This is a genomic window from Delftia sp. SD018 (assembly GCF_017355445.1).
GTDB classification, from domain to species: domain Bacteria; phylum Pseudomonadota; class Gammaproteobacteria; order Burkholderiales; family Burkholderiaceae_C; genus Comamonas; species Comamonas acidovorans.
In genome coordinates this window covers 25,983-43,308 of record NZ_JADDRN010000028.1, presented here as the reverse complement: position 1 = coordinate 43,308, position 17,326 = coordinate 25,983, and the positions used below count along the sequence as shown (strand labels likewise).

Below are 17,326 nucleotides of genomic sequence, written 5' to 3'. Positions count from 1 at the left end.
CTGTCTTTATAGAATTTCTCATTTTCTATATGGATCTGGACAATATGCGCACGACCCATGCCCCGGCTTCGGCAGCCGCCGTTCCCTGCAGCCATGCCGGGCTGCCCGAGCTGCAGGCCGCCGCACCGCTGCCGGTCACGGGCGTGGCCGCCGACTATCCGGCGGGGCTGGAGGTGGAGGAACACTCCCACGAATGCTGCCAGCTGCTCTACGCCGTGCAGGGGGTGCTGGAGGTGCGCGCAGGCAGCGGGCGCTGGGTGGTGCCGCCCACGCGCGGCGTCTGGCTGCGCTCGGGCGTGCCCCACGGCCTGCGCATGCGCGGCGCGGTACAGGTGCGCAGCCTGTTCGTCGATGCGCAGGCCGCTGCAGATCTGCCGGGTACGGACTGCGTGATCGAGGTCTCTCCCCTGCTGCGCGAGCTCATCAGCGAGGTGGCGCGCTGGCCTGCATCGGCACCGCCGGGGCGGCGTGAATCCATGGTGGTCGAGCTATTGCTGCAGGAACTGCGCCAGCCGCCCGTGGTGCCGTTTCACCTGCCCTGGCCGCAGGATGCGCGCATGGCCGCTGTCTGCCATGCGCTGGCCGAAGGAGACGGGGCGGATGGCTTTGCCGCCACAGCCGCCGCAACTGCCACAGCCGCCGACTGGGCCGCACGGCTGGCCATGGGCGAGAAGACCTTCCATCGCCACTTTTTGCAGGCCACGGGAATGAGTTTTGGCCGCTGGCGTCAGCGCGCACGGCTGCTGTCATCCATGCAGGCGCTGCTGGCCGGACGGCCCATCGTGCAGGTGGCGCTGGAGGCCGGCTATGAAAGCCACAGCGCCTATTCGCTGGCCTTCAGGCGCCAGTTCGGCATGCCGCCCTCGGCCTTCGGGGCCAGGGGCGACAGGCTGTAGGGGGGGCAGGCCGCGTCAGGCGGCCTTCCAGATGATGTAGTCGGCCTGGTACTGCACGACCTGCTTCTGGCCCAGCGTGGAGCTGTTGCAGGCCATGGCAGGGGCCACGCCGCCGCGCGTGGCCACGCGCTGGATATAGGTCACGCCCTGCATGGCGCCCATGCCGGTGGCGGGCTCGGCCTTGACCAGCTGCATGGGGATGTTGCCCGCGCTGGACGGCGCCACGGCGACCTGGGTGGCCGTGACCTTGGAGCCGTCCTGGTGCGCCCAGGTGGCGGGCGGGCCGAAGTAGCGGCCGATGACGCGGCCCTGGCGGTCCGTCAAACGCGCATCGGGGCCGACAAAGGCCCATTCCTGCTCCATCGCCTGGTCCTTCTTGGCGCGGCATTCATAGGTGATCTGGCCTATGCCCACCGTCTCCATGGCAACCTTGTGGCCTGCGGGCACCTGCACGGCGGCCGGCAGGTCGGACTGGGAATAGCTCTTGCCCATGTCCATGGAGGAGCAGGCGCCAAGGGTCAGTGCGGCCATGGTGGCCAGGCCGAGGGGGAGGATGTAGCTCATGAAGGTCTCCAGGTCGATGGGTTGAGGGGTGTCGCCTTGGACCGCTTTCCGGGGCGCGACACAGGGAATACGCAGCAAGGCAGCGGCTGGATTCACCTGAATGGAAAAAAAATTTATCCGCATCCGGTTCGCAATGTGCTGCGTATTGCTCACGGAGGGCCGGTGCAAGCCGGGAGACCCCTGCCAGACCTTCTGCAAACCCCGGCTGAGCACCGATATGCCCCTTGAATCCGATCGAAAGACAGAACAAGCCCCCGGGCGGCCACGCAACAGTGCGGGCCACGGGGCCGCCCGCTCGCCCACAATGCGTGCATGGGCACCACACCAACCGACCAAGAGCTGATGGACCTTCTGGACCGCATCGCAGCGCAGGACGAGCCCGCGCTCCGCAGCCTGTACGAGGCCACCTCGTCCCGGCTGTACGGGCTGGCGTTGCGCATCCTGCGGCACAAGGACTGGGCCGAAGACGTGCTGCAGGACAGCTACCTGCACATCTGGCGCAGCGCCTCGGGCTACCGGGGCACGCTCAGCCCGCCGCTGGCCTGGATGGGCCTGGTGGTGCGCAGCCGGGCCCTGGACTTTCTGCGCCGGCGCCGCGCCGAACGCCTGCACCTGAACGAAGAGTTCGACGAGGCGCAACTGGCGGCCCATGGCGGTGGGGACGATGAAAGCCAGGGCCCGCTGCAACTGGCCGAGGCCAGCGAACAGGCCGTGGCGCTGTACCAGTGCCTGGAGCGGCTGGAAGGCCGCCAGCGCGAGGTGGTCAGCCTGGCCTATCTGCGCGACCTCAGCCATGGCGAGCTGGCGGGCCAGCTGCAACTGCCGCTGGGCACGGTCAAGACCTGGATACGGCGCGGCCTGGAGCAGCTGCGCCGCTGCCTGTCACGCCATGCGTGAAGCAGTTGACATGCTCTGAGCGGCCAAAGGATTTGCCATGAATATTTCCCGACACCCCGAACTGCTGGACCGGCTGGCCGCCGCTTACGCCCTGGGCACGCTGCGGGGCGCGGCGCGCCGCCGCTTCGAGCAACTGGCCCGTGACCAGGCTCCGGTGCGCGCCGCCGCCCTGCTGTGGCAGGGCCGCTGGTCGGCCCTGTCCGAAATGCAGGCGCCCGTGCGCCCTGACGATGCGGTCTGGGTCCGTATCGACAACCTGCTGCAGGCCGAAAAGGCCCGCGCCGCCCAGGCGCACCGGCGGCGCGCCGACGATGCGCCTGGCATGGCCCGGCGCACGGAATCCGCCGTGGGGCGCGCCCTGGCCTGGTGGCGCGGCGCCGCCGTGCTGGGCGCCTGCGCCACCGTAGCGGCCGTGGCCGTGGGGCTGTGGTCGCACCAGGACCTGCGCCAAAGCGGCGAGCGCCAGCTGGCCGTGCTGAACAACCAGCTGCAGGCCACCCAGGCTGCGCTGCAGGCCGCGCCCCAGATCCAGTACGTGGCCGTGCTGGCCGACGACAAGGCCGATGCCTCCATGCTCGTGACCTTCGACCCCGGCAAGAACACCCTGGTGCTGCAGCGCGTGGGCGACTTCCATGAGGCCTCCGACAAATCACTGCAGCTGTGGGCCCTGCCGCCCCAGGGCGGCCCGCAATCGCTGGGCGTGCTGGGACGCGACAAGCTGGTCAAGCTGACCGCCGCGGCCGCCGAGGTCCAGGGCGTGCCTGCCCTGGCCATCAGCCTGGAGCCCAAGGGCGGCGTGCCCAGCCAGACCGGGCCCACGGGGCCGGTGCTGTTCAAGGGCGCTCTGATCCGGCGCGACCTGTAGCGCGCCGCGCAGGCCCGCTCGCCATTGGCGACGGCCGTGCTGCTGCACAACGCAGCCTGCTTGCCCTGGCCAGAGCAGGGCGCGCGTGCAGCGCTGGCTGGCCGGCCTCTGTTTCGCTGCCGGGCGCGGCAGCCTTCTCCAAGCGCGTGCGCCTGGTGCCCGACCGGCGGCTATGCTGGCCGGCACTCAGTCGCCCGCGCCTTGCCGGCGGTGCCTTCCCTTTTTTGCCGACATGCTTTCTTCCCTCCAAGACCTGACCTGGCTGTGGGTGCCCGTGGTGCTGTTCGCCGCAGCCGCCCAGACCGTGCGCAACACGGCCCAGCGCTCGCTGACCGCCGAGCTCGGCACCCTGCCGGCCACCCTGGTGCGCTTTCTGTACGGCCTGCCGTTTGCCGGCATCTACCTGCTGGCGCTGTACCTGGGAGGCGATGGCGCCTGGACGCTGCCCCGGTTCTCATGGGCCTACCTGGGCTGGATCGCGCTGGGCGCCTTCTTCCAGGTCGCGGCCACGGCGGCGCTGCTGCTGGCCATGAAGGAGCGCAACTTCGCCGTGGCCGTCACCCTGTCCAAGACCGAGGTGCTGCAGGTGGCCCTGTTCGCCGGCATCTTCCTGCACGAGATGCCCACGGTCGTGGCCCTGTTGGCCATGGGGTTGGCCACCTTTGGCGTGCTCATCCTGTCGCTGCCGCCGCGCGGCCAGATGCTGTCGCTGTCGGCCTGGGCCAGCCGTTCGGCGCTCTACGGCCTGGCCTGCGGTGCCTGCTTTGCCATCGCCACCGTGGGCTATCGGGGCGGCGCCGTGGAACTGGCGCGCCTGGGCGAGATATCTCCCTGGCTGTCAGGCGCTTGGGGCGTGCTGATCGCCCAGCTCATGCAGACCCTGGGCCTGGGCGCCTGGATCGCGCGCACCCACGCGCAGGGCCTGCGCCCCATCTTCCGCGCCTGGCGCGTCTCGCTGCTGGCCGGCGGCATGGGCGCGGCCGCCTCGCTGGCCTGGTTCACCGCCTACGCCATGCAGGGCGCGGCACCCGTGCGCACGCTGGGCATGGTCGAGGTGGTGTTCAGCTATATCGTTTCGCGCCGCGTGCTCAGCGAAAGCCTGAGCCGCCAGGAGAAGATCGGCATGAGCCTGATGGTGTTGGGACTGGTGCTGATCTGCCTGCAGGGATGAATGGTCCAGGGTCTGTGTGAACAAGCCTTGCAGGCTGTATGAATGCACAGTTGCCGCAATAATGGCGGCGTGCCTGAAACGACACCCACGACACCCACGACACCCGCAAGCCCTGCCGATGCTGCGCCCCCGCGCCGCATCGCCCACCTGGACATGGACGCCTTCTATGCCTCGGTGGAGCTGCTGCGCTATCCGCAGCTCAAGGGACTGCCCGTGGTCATCGGCGGCGGACGCCGCGCGCACGACGAGGCGCTGGATGCGCGCTACGCCGGCCGGCTGCACGAGATTCCGGTGGACGAGTTCTCGCGCCTCAAGGACTACGTGGGCCGGGGCGTGATCACCACGGCCACCTACCCGGCGCGGCAGTTTGGCGTGGGCTCGGCCATGGGCATGATGAAGGCCGCGCGCCTGTGCCCCCAGGCCATCCTGCTGCCCGTGGACTTTGCCGAGGTGCGGCGCTTCTCACGCATGTTCAAGGAAATCATCGTCTCCATCGCCCCGCTGATGGAGGACCGCGGCGTGGACGAGGTCTACATCGACTTCACCGACGTGCCTGGCGGCCAGCGCGAAGGCGGGCGCGTGCTGGCTCGGCTGATCCAGAAAACCATCACCGACGCCACGGGCCTGACCTGCTCCATCGGCGTGGCGCCCAACAAGCTGCTGGCCAAGATGGCCAGCGAATTCAACAAGCCCAACGGCATCTCCATCGTCCAGCCCGACGATCTGCAGGCCGTGATCTGGCCGCTGGCCTGCCGCAAGATCAACGGCATAGGCCCCAAGGCCGATGCCAAGCTGCAATCGCTGGGCATACAGACCATTGGCGAGCTGGCCACGCAAAGCCTGCCCCAGCTCGTGCAGTGGTTCGGCCGCGCCTACGGCAACTGGCTGCATGGCGTGTCCTGGGGGCGCGACGAGCGGCCCGTGGTCACGCACAGCGAGCCCGTCTCCATGAGCCGCGAAACCACCTTCGAGCGCGACCTGCACGCCGTGCGCGACCGGGCCGAACTGAGCGCCATCTTCACCGACCTGTGCGAACGCCTGGCCCAGGACCTGCAGCGCAAGGGCTACATGGGCCGCACCGTCGGCATCAAGCTGCGCTACGACGACTTCAAGACCGCCACGCGCGACCACACGCTGGAGCTGCCCATGGCCGATGCCGCCACCCTGCGCCGCGCCGCAGGCCAATGCCTCAAGCGCGTGCCCCTGGCCAAGCGGCTGCGCCTGCTGGGCGTGCGCGTGGGCAACCTCGTTCGCACGGCCGACTGGAACGCCACCGCCCACGACCCGCTGGCGCGCGAGCAACTGCTCAGGGGACCGGCCCAGCCCGCGCCGGACAGCGATCCCTTTACACCTCAACTGTTCTGAATCATCACCACAAATCTGGCGCACACGCTGTAAACCCATGCACCAGTTCCGAGCATGAGACTGCGGTTGCCTTGCTGTGAGATGATTTGGAAATGTGAATTTGTGTTTCCGTTTGATGGATTCCGGTGGCTTCTGAGCGTTTTGCCATGCCATTTCACAAGAACAAGAGACATCCCAAAGGAGTGGTACCCATGCGCGTGAATTTGCCCGTCAGCCAGCTCAACTACGACTTTCCGGGCGATGAGCTGCTGGTATCCGTCACCAACACCAAGGGCGAGATCACCCATTGCAACCCGGCCTTCGTGCGGGTCAGCGGCTATTCCTACGAGGAACTGATCGAGCAGCCGCACAACCTGATCCGCCACCCGGACATGCCGGCCGCCGCCTTCAAGGACATGTGGCGCACCATCGCCCACGGCTACCCGTGGACTGCCCTGGTCAAGAACCGGCGCAAGAACGGCGACCACTACTGGGTGCGCGCCAACGTCACGCCCATCATGGAAGGCGGCCGGCCGCGCGGCTACCTGTCGGTGCGCACCAAGCCCCGGCCGGACGAGATCGAGGCCGCCGAAGCCCTCTATGCCCGCATGCGCGCCGAAGCCGATGCCGGCCAGGAAACCCTGCGACTGCGCGGCGGCGAACTGCGCCGCCTGGGCCTGGCAGGCCTGTGGGACCGCCGCAGCGACCTGGGCCTGACAGCCCGCATGGCGCTGATGCTGGGCGGCGTGGGCCTGGCCGCCATGCTGCCCGACCTGCTGGGCTGGCAGGGCGCCGCAGCCTGGGGCACGCGCCTGGCCGCCTTGCTGGCGGGAGGCAGCTTTGTTCTGTGGCGCTTCCAGCAGCGCTGCGTGGCGGGCCTGGAGCAGGCCAGCGGCTTTGCCGCCGACATCGCCAGCTGCCAGCTGGGCACCAACATGCAGCACGACTACAGCGGCCCCATGGGCGCCCTGATGCAGCGGCTGCAGCAAATCCAGATCAATCTGCGCGCCGTGGTCGGCGACGTGCGCACCGAAATGCGCGGCTTTGCCACCACCGCCCACGAGATCGCCCAGGGCAGCTTCGACCTCGCGCAGCGCACAGAATCCCAGGCCACCAGCCTGCAGCAGACGGCGGCCTCGATGGAAGAGATATCGGGCACCGTGGCGCAGACCGCCGACACGGCCCAGCTCATGGCTCATGAAAGCGACCAGAGCCGCCAGGTCGCCGGCAAGAGCGGCGCCGCCATCCAGGAAGTGGGCTCTGCCATGGAGCACATCCGCGGCTCCTCGCGCCGCATGGGCGAGATCATCGGCGTGATCGAAAGCATTGCCTTCCAGACCAACCTGCTGGCCCTGAATGCCGCCGTCGAAGCGGCACGCGCAGGCGAGCAGGGCCGCGGCTTTGCCGTCGTGGCCGGCGAAGTGCGCGCCCTGGCCCAGCGCAGCGCCTCCGCCGCCAAGGAAATCAGCGGCCTCATCAACCGCACCGTGGACGGCATCAACGACGGCAACGCCCGCATGGACGCCGCAGGCCGCACCATCGACGGCATGGTCGACGCCGTGGGCCGCGTCAGCGACCTGGTCCACCAGATCAGCATCGCCACGCGCGAACAATCCGTAGGCATCGCCCAGGTCAACGACGCCGTGGCCCAGCTCGACTCCGTCACCCAGCAAAACGCCGCCCTGGTCGAACAATCGGCCGGCGCGGCGGGCTCACTGCGCGCCAGCGCCCAGTCGCTGGAGCGGTCGCTGGAGGTGTTTACGTTGCGGTGAGGGGTAGGGGCCGGCCGCCTCTTTTACTGCCGTGCAGAGCGCACGTTGGCCGGCAAGGCGCCAGGATGGCTGGTGCGGAATGGGTTGATGTCCAGGCCACCACGGCGCGTGTAGCGTGCGTAGACCGAGAGCTTGAGGGGGCGGCAGCGCGTCCAGATGTCCATGAAGATGCGTTCCACGCACTGCTCATGGAATTCGTTGTGGTTGCGGAAGCTCACCAGGTATTGCAGCAGGCCTTCCTGGTCGATCTGCGCGCCGCTGTAGCGGATCTGCACGCTGCCCCAGTCGGGCTGGCCCGTGACCAGGCAGTTGCTCTTGAGCAGGTGGCTGACCAGGGTTTCGGTGACGGGGCCTTCTTCATGGTTGGCGCGCAGCAGCTCGGGGGCGGGCTGGTATTGCGTGCACTCCACATCCAGGCGGTCCAGCAGCAGGCCGTCGAGCTCCTGCACCATTTCCTGGTCGAAGCGGTCCAGGCCGATGATCTTCACGCCGATGCTGCCCTTTTGCTCGCTGCCGCGCCACAGCGCTTCGGCCAGGTCGGTGCGCAGGCGTGCCTGGACTTCGGACGCGTCGGCCAGGCGGGTGTTGTTAAAGCTGTTGAGGTAGAGCTTGAAGGACTTGCTTTCGATGAGATTGGGGGTCTCGCAGGGAATCGTGAAATGCACGAGCGCCACCTGCGGCTTGCCGCGCAGGTTGAGCCAGGACAGCTCGAAGGCCGTCCACAGGTCGGCGCCGAAGAAGGGCATCTGTCTGCCCTGAATGCCGATTTCTTCGCGCTTGGGCGCGCGGGGCAGGGGGAACAGCAGCGAGGGGGCGTACTGGTCGATGTAGGCGGAGCTTTTGCCCAGCTGGGATTGTTCGGGAGTGTTCATGGAAAAAGGGCCGGCCGTGCCGGCGCTGGTCAGGCCTGGACGGTCCGCGCGGAGCGCGTGGACCCAGGCTTTGAAGCTAACTGAATTTCCATGCCCGCAGGCATGGGCGGCCATATAAGGTCAATAAGGGTGGGTGCGCCCGGGTCCGATGGTGCTCAGTGGAATTCGCGTTCGCGCAGCCATTTGGTGGCGATCCATTTTTCGCCGGCCAGCACGGGCGCGCCGCCGTGCAGGGTACGCGTGGAGGGGTCGGGGCGCTCATAGCTGAAGAAGACGGCGTTGCCCCGGCGCGGCACCACTTGCAGCGGCACTTCGGGAAAGATGGTGGCGCCGCCGCGCTCGGGCTCGTTCAGGTAGATGACCAGGGTGCCCACGCGCTGGCCGCCGCGCTTGAGGATGGTGGGCGTGCCGGGTTCGCCAGGCGCGAAGTAGTCGTGGTGGGGCTTGTATTCGGCGCCAGGGCCGTAGTGCAGCACCTGCAGGCCTTCGCCATGGTCCAGCGGCCAGCGCAACAGGCGGGCAATGCGTTCTTCCAGCTGGCTGACGATGCCGGTTTCTCCGCGCTGGAAGAACATGCCGTTGCTGGTTCGGTCGTCATTGATCTCTTCGCCGCCGCTTTGCGTGGCCACGGTGAGCGAGCGCGCCATGCGCGGGCGTGCGGCGGCGATGATGGCGTCGCACTCCTCGTGCGCGAGCAGGTTGCCAAAGACCACGATGCGCGGGTTGCGCATGCTGACCAGCACCTGGACCTGGCGGTCGCCGACATCAATGCTGCTGGGGTCCTGGGCAAGGTCCGGCTCGGGCAGGCTCGAGGCCGAGACGACGACGGCCGGTGGCGCTACATCGCCCTGTTCGGGCAGGTCCAGCGCCCGCCTTGCCAGTTCTTCGCTCCAGCCCACGTCGCGCATGGAGCGCAGCAGGGCCGCAGGCCCTATGCCGGATGCGCGCTGGTCGCGCACCCATTGCATGAGTTCAGGCGTGAGACCCACGGGCAGGTCCTGCGCGGCGGTCTGGGAATCTGGTGAGGATTTGAGGCTCATGGCGTGCAGTGCGGCCCTTGCCGCAGTGAATGGACTCCAAAGGCATCGAGGCCGGGGCCGGCCGGTGGCCGGCGAGGCTCAGTCAGCGGTCTTGCGACGGAACACCAGGCGCGCAGGCGTCGAGGAAGCTGGCGCCAGCGCGTAGCCCTCCAGATCGAAGGCTTCGAGTTCAGCCGCGCTGCGAGCGCGTCGTTGTATGGCAAATCGTGCCATCAGCCCGCGCGCACGTTTGGCATGGAAGCTGATGATCTTGTAGGCGCCGTTCTTGTAATCCTCGAATGCGCATTCCACCACCGGGGGCTTGAGGTGCTTCAAGTCTACCGATTTGAAGTATTCCTGCGAAGCCAGGTTGACGATGACGCGTTCGCCCGCCGGCTGCCGGGCCGCGCGCTGGTTCAGGTGCTCGGCAATGCGGCTGCCCCAGAACTGGTAGAGGTTGCTGCCATGCGCGGTTTCCAGCCGGGTGCCCATTTCCAGGCGGTAGGGCTGCATGCGGTCCAGCGGACGCAGCACGCCGTACAGGCCGCTGAGGATGGCCAGGTGCTGCTGTGCCCAGTCCAGGTCCTCGGCATCCAGGCTGCGTGCCTGCAGGCCCTCGTAGACATCGCCGTTGAATGCGAGCAGCGCCTGCCGGGCGTTGGTGGCCGTGAAGCGCGGGCTGAAGGCCTCGTAGCGCGCCACGTTGAGCGCGGCCAGCTTGTCGCTGATACCCATCAGTTCCGACAGTTGCTGGGGCGACTGGCGGCGCAGCACTTCGATCAGCTCCAGTGGCTGTTCGGAGAAGACGGGCAGCGTGTGCGGCAGTTTCGGGGGCAGTGGCGTGTCGTAGTCCAGCGATTTGGCGGGGGAGAGCAGCAACAGCATGGCGGGACGGAAGCTCCTGGAAAGAGGTGGACGGAAGGCGTGGGGAGACGGATGAGGTGAGGGCGGAGGCGGAAACAAACAGGGGCCGCGAGGGCCCCTGTGTTGTCACTGTCTGTGGTCAGACCTGGGCCGCGCCCTGTGGCTGCGGCTGCTGCTCGAACGGCAGTTGCAGCTCGCTGAGGTCCTTGCGTGTTTCCACGAGGATCAGCGGGCCGTCATCCAGAGCGACCACGGGCGGGCGCTCGCGCACGACGCGCTCGGGCTGCGGTTCGGCGGCGATGGCTGCCTGGGCTGCCGCCACCTTGTCGGCATCGGAGCCCACCCATTGCAGGCCCGAAGCGGCGGCCAGCGCCTGCAGCTCGGACATGGGCAGCTGGTAGGCCTGGACCTTGGGCAGGCCGCGTTCGGCGGTTGCTTCAAGGGCCTTGGCTGCTGCGGGCGCGACTGCCACTGCGGCAGGTGCGGCCACGGGTGCCACCACGGGGGCGGGTGCTACCGGCGCGGGGGTCACCGCAGCCACGGGCACGGGAGCGGCAATCTGCTGCTCGGGCACGGGGGCCGCGACGGGTTGCTGCACTGCTTGGGCTGCTGCGGCTGCTGCGGGCTGCGCAGGCACTTGCGCTTCGGCCATAGCTTCAGGAGCCTGGGCTTCGGCGGCAGGGCTGGCTGCGTTGAAGTAGCTGCGGCGGGCAGGCTGGTCCTGCTCGGGAGCGGCGGCTTCGAAGGACTGGACGGCTTCGCCCTCCGCTTCGCGCGGTGCGCGCTCTGCACGGTCACCGCGATCGCCACGCTCGCGGCGGTCACGGCCATAGCGGTCGCGCGAACGGCGCTGGCGCGGCTGCTCTTCGCCGGAGGCGGGGGCAGCGTTGTCCAGGGACGGGTCCTGTTGCTGGGCCTGGTTGTCCAGGTTCTCTTCGGTCTCGGGAGCGACTTCGAACTGGCGGGGCTGGCGCTCGCTGCGTTCGGCGCGTTCACCACGTTCACCGCGCTCGCCACGTTCGCGGCGGCCTTCACCGCGCTCCTGGCGCTCGCCACGCGGGGCGCGCTCGGGACGCTGCTCGATGGTGCTGCCATCTGCAGCGACAGCGGCCACGCCGTTCACGGCTTCCAGCGGCTGGCGGCTTTCACCGTCACGGCTGCGTTCACCACGGCCACGGCGTTCGCCGCGGTCGGCGCGCTCACCGCGCTCGCCACGATCCGGGCGCTCTCCACGCTCCGGGCGTTCACCGCGTTCAGTGCGCTCGCCACGCTCGGCATTGCGGCGGTTGCGGTCGCCGTTGCCGGCCTGGCGTTCGGCATTGGGGGCGCCAGCGCGCTCGCCATTGCGCTCCGAGCGCTCGCCACGCTCACCATTGCGTTCGTTGCGGCGGCCACGGTTGTCGTTGCGGCCGTCACGGCGTGCTTCGCGAGCGGGGGCTTCGGCGGCCGGAGCGGGCGCTGCGACCGGCGCAGGTGCCGCGCTAAAGCCGAACAGGCTCTTGAGCCAGGCAAAGAAGCCTTGCTCGCGGACCACGACGGGGGCGACGGCCGGTGCGGGCGCTGCAGCAGTTGCCGCAGGCTTGGCATCGCGCTGCTGGCCGTTGGCCGGGCGGTTGCGGCTGCCTTCGGGACGGGGCTCGGCGATGGGGGCCGGCATGTCGGGCAGCACGCCCTTGATCATGGGCGTCTGCTTGTTGGTGGGCTCCTGCGAGCGGCGCGTCACCGTGGTTTCCGCGTCCAGCTCCTCGGCCAGCTTGTAGCTGGCTTCCATGCTTTCCAGGCGCACGTCGTCGTGCTTGAGGCGCTCGAGCTTGTAGTGCGGCGTGTCCATGGACTTGTTGGGAACCATGATCACGTTGACGCGCTGCTTGAGTTCGATCTTGGTGATCTCGCCGCGCTTTTCGTTGAGCAGGAAGCTGGCCACTTCCACGGGCACCTGGCAGTGCACGGCGGCCGTGTTGTCCTTCATGGACTCTTCTTGGATGATGCGCAGGATCTGCAGCGCCGAGCTTTCCGTGTCACGCACGTGGCCGGAGCCACCGCAGCGCGGGCAGTTGATGTGCGCGCCTTCGGACAGGGCCGGCTTGAGGCGCTGGCGGCTCATCTCCATGAGGCCGAACTTGCTGATGGTGCCGAACTGCACGCGGGCACGGTCCTGGCGCAGCGCGTCGCGCAGGCGGTTCTCGACCTCGCGGCGGTTCTTGCTCTCCTCCATGTCGATGAAGTCGATGACGATCAGGCCGCCCAGGTCACGCAGGCGCATCTGGCGCGCGACTTCGTCGGCGGCTTCCAGGTTGGTGCGTGTGGCGGTTTCCTCGATGTCGCCGCCCTTGATGGCGCGGGCCGAGTTCACGTCGATGGAGACCAGCGCTTCGGTGTGGTCGATGACGATGGCGCCGCCCGAGGGCAGGGTCACGGTGCGCGCGTAGGCCGATTCGATCTGGTGCTCGATCTGGAAGCGGCTGAACAGCGGGGCGTCGTCACGGTAGCGCTTGACGCGGGCGGCATGCTCGGGCATGACGTGCTGCATGAACTGCTGCGCCTGCTCGTAGATGTCGTCGGTGTCGATGAGGATGTCGCCGATGTCGCCGTTGAAGTAGTCGCGGATGGCGCGGATCACCAGGCTCGATTCCTGGTAGATCAGGAAGGCGCCCTTGGCCGACTTGGCGGCGCCGTCGATGGCGTTCCACAGCTTGAGCAGGTAGTTCAGGTCCCACTGCAGCTCGGGCGCGGTGCGGCCGATGCCGGCGGTGCGCGCAATGATGGACATGCCCTTGGGGTACTCAAGCTGGTCCATCGCCTCCTTGAGTTCGGCACGGTCCTCGCCCTCGATGCGGCGCGAGACGCCACCGCCGCGCGGGTTGTTGGGCATCAGCACCACGTAGCGGCCGGCCAGCGAGATGAAGGTGGTCAGGGCCGCGCCCTTGTTGCCGCGCTCTTCCTTCTCGACCTGGACGATCAGTTCCTGGCCTTCGCGGATGACTTCGTTGATGCGGGCCTGGCTGGGGGAGACGCCTTCGGCGAAATACTGCTTGGAGATTTCCTTGAAGGGCAGGAAGCCGTGGCGGTCCTCGCCGTAATCGACGAAGCAGGCCTCGAGGCTGGGCTCCACGCGCGTGACCACGGCCTTGTAGATGTTGCCCTTGCGCTGCTCGCGCCCTTCGATTTCGATTTCGTAGTCGAGCAGCTTCTGGCCATCGACGATGGCAAGGCGACGTTCTTCCGACTGCGTGGCGTTGATGAGCATCCGTTTCATGATGCGTTTCCTTTATTCGTTTTCTCTGGGGCGCGCCGGAGTGCAGCCTCTGCTGCCAGACCGTCACGCCTTTGACTTGTAATCAAAGACAGGCTCGCGAGGGAGCCGAGATGCCGGACTGACGCGTCGAAACGAAAGGAATCGCCGGATGCCTTGATGCTTGAGACCTGGCTCAAGTCAGCAATGGGGGCAAGGGCAGGGGGACGAGAGCGATGAGAGAGGCACGCCGTCCAGCTTCAAGCGAAGCTGCTGCACGTGCGGGGCAGGCGGGAGGCTTGGGGGCGGCAATGATCCTGGGCGCAGGCGTTTTCCTGCTCCACAGCGTGACCATCCATGCCCAAAAGATCCACATGCTCGCTTTTGATCCGCTGGCAGCGGTGGACGCCGGGTCCGACCCCTTCTGCCAGCTTGAGATTCCGTATCAGTGTTTCAATTCGTCAGCCACAACCGATGCAACGACGAACTTCGCAGGCCATCTTTTCCTGCTGTTTCGCGTGCATGACACCGGATGGCATCGACCTGCCTGTGCGGGGAAATGGTTGTTTGGACTAAACTCCATGAGAATCAACCACTTATAAATAGTTCGGCACAGGTGAAACACATTATAGAGGGCAAACCGGCAGACGACCGTTCCCTGAACGCAGCCACTGCCGCAGTGCGGCTGATCGAAGTCGATGACGATTCGGCCGGACAGCGGTTGGACAACTTTCTCATACGCCATCTCAAGGGCGTTCCCAAGACCCATGTCTATCGCATCATCCGCAGTGGAGAAGTGCGCATCAACAAAGGGCGCGTCAGTGCGGAGACCCGCGTTTCGACCGGCGATATCGTCCGCATACCGCCCGTGCGCATTTCCGAAAAAGTCGCCGAAAAGGCCGAGCGGCCAGCGCCAGCCAGGGATTTCCCCAGTCTGCTGGAAGACGAGCACCTGATCGCCATCGACAAGCCCGCCGGTGTGGCCGTGCATGGCGGCTCGGGTGTGAGTTTTGGTGTCATCGAGCAACTGCGCCAGGCGCGGCCGCAAAGCCGTTTTCTGGAGCTGGTGCATCGGCTAGACCGAGAGACATCCGGCATCTTGCTGGTGGCCAAGAAGCGCTCGGCGCTGACGCATCTGCAGGACCAGTTCCGCGAGCGCGAGACCGGCAAGACCTATCTGGCCCTGGTCCAGGGCACCTGGCCGGCCAACCACAAGGTGATTGATCTGCCACTGCACAAATACCTGCAGGCCGACGGTGAACGCCGCGTGCGGGTGACCACGGCCGATGATCCTGACGGCATGCGCTCCGTCACGCTGGTGCGCGTTCGCAGCACGCTGGCGCCCCAGCCCCTGCTGGGGCTGCCGGCCATGAGCCTGCTGGAGGTGACCATCAAGACCGGGCGCACGCACCAGATCCGCGTGCACCTGTCCAGCCAGGGGCACCCGATTGCGGGCGATGACAAATATGGCGACTTCGACCTGAACCGACGCCTGCAGAAACAGGGTCTCAAACGCATGTTCCTGCACGCATGGCGGCTACAGTTCACCCACCCGGCCAGTGGCGAGCGGGTGGAGCTGCGCGCCGAGCTTCCCGAAGAACTGGCCCGTTTCGCCGGCTGATGCTGGCTCTGACTCCTTGTAGATATGACAAATCCTGGTTCTTCCGAGATGCACCGTGCGCGCCGCTTCGATCTCATTGCCTTCGACTGGGATGGGACGCTGTCGGATTCCACCGCGGTGATCGTCAAGTGCATTCAGGCGGCCGTGGCCGATGTGGGGGGCACGCCTCCCAGCGATGAGGCGGCGTCCTATGTGATCGGCATGGCGCTGATGCCCGCATTGGCGCGTGCAGCGCCCGATGTGCCGCCCGAAAAATACCCCGAGCTGGGCAACCGCTATCGCCACCATTTCATCAAACACCAGGACGACATCAGCCTGTTTGCCGGCGTGCTGCCCATGCTGGCGGCGCTGCGCGAGCGAGGGCACCTGCTGGCCGTGGCCACGGGCAAGAGCCGCCGTGGTCTGAACGATGCGCTGCAGGACCCGCAGCTGCGCGGCATGTTCGACAGCTCGCGCACGGCGGACGAGACCGCCGGCAAGCCGAATCCGCTGATGCTGCAGGAGCTGATGGCCGAGTTTGGTGCGGATCCTTCGCGGGTGCTGATGATCGGCGACACCACGCACGACCTGGAACTGGCCCGCAACGCAGGCTGTGCCAGCGTGGGCGTGGGCTATGGCGCGCATCCCACCGACGGCTTTGGCGTGCTGAAGCCGTTGCATGTGGCGCAGAGTGTTGCGGATTTGCATCAGTGGCTGTTGGCCCATGGCTGAGTCGTCATGCCCGCGTCAGCGCGTGGATTCATGCTCGTGAGGTGTGCCGTTGACCGTTGAACGCATCGTTCTGTGCGCCAGCGATGCCCTGCAGGAAGGGGCGAATGCCGTGCCTTTCGACGTGGTCTACGCGGGTCATGCCTGCCGCGCATTCGCCATCCGCTTCGAGGGACAGGTGCATGCCTATCTGAATCGCTGCACCCATGTGGCCATGGAGATGGACTACCAGCCGGACCGCTTTTTCGATGACACCGGACGCTGGCTGCTGTGCGCCACCCATGGAGCGGCCTACGCGCCCGACAGTGGCGCGTGCGCTGGCGGCCCCTGCCGTGGCGGCCTTGTGAAAATCTCCCTGAGCGAAAGCGCGGGGGTGGTGCACTGGCATACTGCCGATAACCTGAAACCCGTCGAGTTCTGACATGACTTCCCCCATACCTCCGGAAAATCCTGGCTCCGCATCGCACCCATCCCCGGGGGCGGACCTGTGGGCCCGGGCCACGCCCGCCACGGCGGCTGCCGATGCGCGCACGGCGGCATCGAGCGGCTGGGAGCGGGAGGTGCTGGAAAAGCTGGTCTTCGCCACCATCAACGAGCAGCGTGCCTCGCGCCGCTGGCGCCTGTTTGGCCGCCTGCTGTGGACGGCGCTCATCCTCGTGGTGCTGTGGGTGCTGTTTGCCAAGGACACGGCGACCACGACCAGTTCCTCCCCGCACACGGCCGTGGTCGAGGTCAAGGGCGAGATCGCCGCAGGTGCCGACGCCAGCGCGGAATTCGTGGTGGCCGCCATGCGCAGTGCCTTCGAGGATTCGGGCTCGCGCGCCGTGGTGCTGCTGATCAACTCGCCGGGCGGCAGCCCTGTGCAGGCCGGCATCATCAATGACGAAATCGTGCGGCTCAAGGGCAAGTACGACAAGCCCCTGTATGCCGTGGTGGAAGAGACCTGCGCTTCGGCCGCCTACTACATTGCCGCCGCCGCCGATGAGATCTTTGTGGACAAGGCCAGCATCGTGGGCAGCATCGGTGTGCTCATGGATGGCTTTGGCTTCACCGGCGCCATGGAAAAGCTCGGCGTGGAACGCCGCCTGCTGACGGCTGGCGAGAACAAGGGTTTCCTGGACCCGTTCAGCCCCATGTCCGAAGGGCAGCGCGAACATGCCCACAAGATGCTGGGCCAGATCCACTCGCAGTTCATCAACGTGGTCAAGGCTGGCCGTGGTGACCGCCTGCATGAGACGCCCGAGACTTTCAGCGGCCTGTTCTGGACCGGCCAGCAGGCGGTGGAGATGGGCCTGGCCGACAAGCTGGGCAGTCTTGACTATGTGGCCCGTGAAGTGGTCAAGGCGGAAGAGGTGGTGGATTACACGCGCCGCGACAACGTGGCCGAGCGCCTGGCCAAGCGTTTCGGCGCGGCCTTTGGCGGCGGTGCGGTGCAGGCACTGCGTTCCAGCCTCCCGGCTCTGCGCTGATTCTTGCGGGTTTCCTGCTCGGGTCTGCCAAG

General features: G+C 67.2%; 16 protein-coding genes. 11 read left to right on the top strand and 5 right to left on the bottom strand.

Annotated elements, in window-relative coordinates; all coding sequences use genetic code 11:
* The first annotated feature begins 44 nt into the window (after window positions 1–44).
* The gene (locus INR38_RS23315) at window positions 45–896 is read left to right on the top strand and encodes a helix-turn-helix transcriptional regulator (RefSeq protein WP_207443520.1); all 852 of its coding nucleotides are present in this window, start codon (window positions 45–47) and stop codon (window positions 894–896) included.
* Window positions 897–911: 15 nt separating this feature from the next.
* On the opposite strand, the gene INR38_RS23310 is transcribed toward INR38_RS23315, so the two are convergent.
* A complete protein-coding gene (locus INR38_RS23310; protein WP_013800972.1) occupies window positions 912–1,460 on the bottom strand; it encodes a DUF3455 domain-containing protein in 549 nt (182 codons plus the stop codon).
* Between the two features lie 312 nt (window positions 1,461–1,772).
* Between INR38_RS23310 and INR38_RS23305 the strand changes: the two genes are divergently transcribed.
* The 5 genes from INR38_RS23305 (at window position 1,773) to INR38_RS23285 (ending at window position 7,509) form a co-directional block, all read left to right on the top strand.
* Entirely contained in the window at window positions 1,773–2,357 is a 585-nt protein-coding gene (locus tag INR38_RS23305) for a sigma-70 family RNA polymerase sigma factor (RefSeq protein ID WP_012207088.1), read from the top strand.
* Window positions 2,358–2,394: 37 nt separating this feature from the next.
* Window positions 2,395–3,222 carry an anti-sigma factor gene (locus INR38_RS23300; RefSeq protein WP_043821459.1) on the top strand — a complete coding sequence of 276 codons (828 nt, stop codon included), beginning with the start codon at window positions 2,395–2,397 and terminating at the stop codon, window positions 3,220–3,222.
* 232 nt (window positions 3,223–3,454) lie between these two features.
* A complete protein-coding gene (locus INR38_RS23295) occupies window positions 3,455–4,393 on the top strand; it encodes a DMT family transporter (protein WP_207443519.1) in 939 nt (312 codons plus the stop codon).
* Between the two features lie 42 nt (window positions 4,394–4,435).
* Window positions 4,436–5,758 carry a DNA polymerase IV gene (dinB, locus tag INR38_RS23290; RefSeq protein WP_207443518.1) on the top strand — a complete coding sequence of 441 codons (1,323 nt, stop codon included), beginning with the start codon at window positions 4,436–4,438 and terminating at the stop codon, window positions 5,756–5,758.
* Window positions 5,759–5,949: 191 nt separating this feature from the next.
* On the top strand, window positions 5,950–7,509 hold the full coding sequence (locus tag INR38_RS23285) for a PAS domain-containing methyl-accepting chemotaxis protein (protein ID WP_013800977.1): 1,560 nt from the start codon (window positions 5,950–5,952) through the stop codon (window positions 7,507–7,509).
* Window positions 7,510–7,532: 23 nt separating this feature from the next.
* Here the strand turns inward: INR38_RS23285 and queF are convergent, their stop codons facing one another.
* The 4 genes from queF to INR38_RS23265 form a co-directional block, all read right to left on the bottom strand.
* Window positions 7,533–8,381 (bottom strand): NADPH-dependent 7-cyano-7-deazaguanine reductase QueF, encoded by an 849-nt coding sequence (queF, locus tag INR38_RS23280; protein ID WP_207443517.1) that lies wholly within the window; start codon window positions 8,379–8,381, stop codon window positions 7,533–7,535.
* A 155-nt stretch (window positions 8,382–8,536) separates the two neighbouring features.
* Entirely contained in the window at window positions 8,537–9,421 is an 885-nt protein-coding gene (locus INR38_RS23275) for a 2OG-Fe(II) oxygenase (protein ID WP_207443516.1), read from the bottom strand.
* 78 nt (window positions 9,422–9,499) lie between these two features.
* Window positions 9,500–10,285 carry a peroxide stress protein YaaA gene (yaaA, locus tag INR38_RS23270; RefSeq protein ID WP_012207081.1) on the bottom strand — a complete coding sequence of 262 codons (786 nt, stop codon included), beginning with the start codon at window positions 10,283–10,285 and terminating at the stop codon, window positions 9,500–9,502.
* Between the two features lie 118 nt (window positions 10,286–10,403).
* Window positions 10,404–13,520: an Rne/Rng family ribonuclease gene (locus INR38_RS23265; RefSeq protein ID WP_207443515.1), complete on the bottom strand. Its 3,117-nt coding sequence runs from the start codon at window positions 13,518–13,520 to the stop codon at window positions 10,404–10,406.
* A 323-nt stretch (window positions 13,521–13,843) separates the two neighbouring features.
* On the opposite strand from INR38_RS23265, the gene INR38_RS23260 reads away from it, so the two are divergent.
* Genes INR38_RS23260 through INR38_RS23240 form a run of 5 tightly spaced genes read left to right on the top strand, consistent with a single transcriptional unit; the run spans window position 13,844 to window position 17,294 of the window.
* Window positions 13,844–14,098 carry a hypothetical protein gene (locus tag INR38_RS23260; RefSeq protein ID WP_230355005.1) on the top strand — a complete coding sequence of 85 codons (255 nt, stop codon included), beginning with the start codon at window positions 13,844–13,846 and terminating at the stop codon, window positions 14,096–14,098.
* The gene (locus tag INR38_RS23255) at window positions 14,056–15,117 is read left to right on the top strand and encodes an RluA family pseudouridine synthase (RefSeq protein WP_034396692.1); all 1,062 of its coding nucleotides are present in this window, start codon (window positions 14,056–14,058) and stop codon (window positions 15,115–15,117) included. Before INR38_RS23260 ends, INR38_RS23255 begins: the two co-directional genes overlap by 43 nt.
* Before the next feature lie 24 nt (window positions 15,118–15,141).
* Window positions 15,142–15,828 carry an HAD-IA family hydrolase gene (locus INR38_RS23250; RefSeq protein WP_012207078.1) on the top strand — a complete coding sequence of 229 codons (687 nt, stop codon included), beginning with the start codon at window positions 15,142–15,144 and terminating at the stop codon, window positions 15,826–15,828.
* 49 nt (window positions 15,829–15,877) lie between these two features.
* Window positions 15,878–16,246, top strand: coding sequence for a Rieske 2Fe-2S domain-containing protein (locus tag INR38_RS23245; RefSeq protein ID WP_013800985.1), 369 nt, complete (start codon window positions 15,878–15,880; stop codon window positions 16,244–16,246).
* 1 nt (window position 16,247) lies between these two features.
* Window positions 16,248–17,294 (top strand): S49 family peptidase, encoded by a 1,047-nt coding sequence (locus INR38_RS23240; RefSeq protein ID WP_012207076.1) that lies wholly within the window; start codon window positions 16,248–16,250, stop codon window positions 17,292–17,294.
* Window positions 17,295–17,326: the final 32 nt, after the last annotated feature.

Coding starts and splice junctions, on each gene's coding strand:
- INR38_RS23255 (WP_034396692.1), top strand. CDS start 14,056: ATGGTTGTTTGGACTAAACTCCATGAGAATCAACCACTTATAAATAGT.
- INR38_RS23315 (WP_207443520.1), top strand. CDS start 45: ATGCGCACGACCCATGCCCCGGCTTCGGCAGCCGCCGTTCCCTGCAGC.
- INR38_RS23310 (WP_013800972.1), bottom strand. CDS start 1,460: ATGAGCTACATCCTCCCCCTCGGCCTGGCCACCATGGCCGCACTGACC.
- INR38_RS23240 (WP_012207076.1), top strand. CDS start 16,248: ATGACTTCCCCCATACCTCCGGAAAATCCTGGCTCCGCATCGCACCCA.
- INR38_RS23295 (WP_207443519.1), top strand. CDS start 3,455: ATGCTTTCTTCCCTCCAAGACCTGACCTGGCTGTGGGTGCCCGTGGTG.
- INR38_RS23250 (WP_012207078.1), top strand. CDS start 15,142: ATGACAAATCCTGGTTCTTCCGAGATGCACCGTGCGCGCCGCTTCGAT.
- INR38_RS23300 (WP_043821459.1), top strand. CDS start 2,395: ATGAATATTTCCCGACACCCCGAACTGCTGGACCGGCTGGCCGCCGCT.
- queF (WP_207443517.1), bottom strand. CDS start 8,381: ATGAACACTCCCGAACAATCCCAGCTGGGCAAAAGCTCCGCCTACATC.
- dinB (WP_207443518.1), top strand. CDS start 4,436: ATGCACAGTTGCCGCAATAATGGCGGCGTGCCTGAAACGACACCCACG.
- yaaA (WP_012207081.1), bottom strand. CDS start 10,285: ATGCTGTTGCTGCTCTCCCCCGCCAAATCGCTGGACTACGACACGCCA.
- INR38_RS23285 (WP_013800977.1), top strand. CDS start 5,950: ATGCGCGTGAATTTGCCCGTCAGCCAGCTCAACTACGACTTTCCGGGC.
- INR38_RS23305 (WP_012207088.1), top strand. CDS start 1,773: ATGGGCACCACACCAACCGACCAAGAGCTGATGGACCTTCTGGACCGC.
- INR38_RS23265 (WP_207443515.1), bottom strand. CDS start 13,520: ATGAAACGGATGCTCATCAACGCCACGCAGTCGGAAGAACGTCGCCTT.
- INR38_RS23275 (WP_207443516.1), bottom strand. CDS start 9,421: ATGAGCCTCAAATCCTCACCAGATTCCCAGACCGCCGCGCAGGACCTG.